Source organism: Cryobacterium sp. MLB-32 (assembly GCF_000738085.1).
In the GTDB taxonomy this organism is placed as follows: domain Bacteria; phylum Actinomycetota; class Actinomycetes; order Actinomycetales; family Microbacteriaceae; genus Cryobacterium.
This window is the reverse complement of sequence record NZ_JPRS01000771.1, coordinates 1-981: the sequence shown is the minus strand read 5'-3', so window position 1 is coordinate 981 and position 981 is coordinate 1. Positions and strand designations below refer to the sequence as shown.

Genomic DNA, 981 nt, shown 5'->3' with positions numbered 1-981 from the left:
GCTTGGATCTAGCTTCTCGAGATCGAGACTGCGCGAGCCGACACGAGCACGCTGTGTCTAGCTCTTGTAGTGCGGGCCGTCGTGGCCTTTCGGTGTCGGTACCGGTGGGCGTCCGCCGCGACGCGGAGTTCTCTTCGGATCGACGGTAGCGGGCGGGATGAAGTACACGACGTTGTCTTTGACGATGATGCCCCACCCTTCGCGGTGGATCCTGTGATGGCAAGCACTGCAAAGCATCAGAATGTTCGATTGATCCGTCGGCCCGTCCTGCGATTTGTACCAAATGATGTGGTGGCCTTCGGCATAACTCGGCGGCCGGTTACATCCGGCGGTGGCACAGCCGCCGTCCCTTTCGATCGCCGCGAGCTTCTGCGCCCGGGTGAAGAGCCGCTTCCCAAGCCCGAAATCGAGTACCTCGCTCTTGCCGCCGAGGACCATCGGAATGAGACACGCCTCCGCGGCCATCTTCCTGGCCGTGAACGCCGAGATCGGCTGCTCGATCCCGTCGAGCTGGGCCTCACCGAGGCCGGTCTGCAGGGATTCAAGGGACATCCGCACGATGATCGTCGTGTGATCAAGCGCACCCAGTCCCTCTTTACAGGACAGCGCGTGGCGCACGATATCGACGAAGGCATCGAAGTTCAGCTGCGGCATTGTGCGGCCGTCGCCGATGATCTCGTGGTTGTCACCGCACCCGTCGGGGTCTTCCTTCGCTTCAAACCGTGGCTTGCGCAGTTCCGCACTGACCATCCCGTCAATGGCGGTGTCGAGGAACGCGGCTGACACCGGGTCGGCGTCGAGAATGTAGCGTTTCATGCCGTTCGGCTGCACCAGCCGGGTCAGAGCCCGCCGTGAGACGAGCACCTCCTCGCGCGGTTCGACGCCGTCGACGTCGAGAGCATCGCGGTAGCGCACCGACAGTTTCCGCACCGAGTCCACCGGGTTGGTCGCCGCGAACTCCACCAGTTCCTTCTCCGCCGC

Annotated in this window: 1 protein-coding gene; it reads right to left on the bottom strand. The window is 63.3% G+C overall.

Annotated features, from left to right (window positions below; translation table 11 throughout):
* Positions 1-57: 57 nt before the first annotated feature.
* Positions 58-981 (bottom strand): HNH endonuclease signature motif containing protein (locus tag JF66_RS21305; protein ID WP_156110004.1); only part of this gene is annotated, 924 nt, incomplete at its 5' end.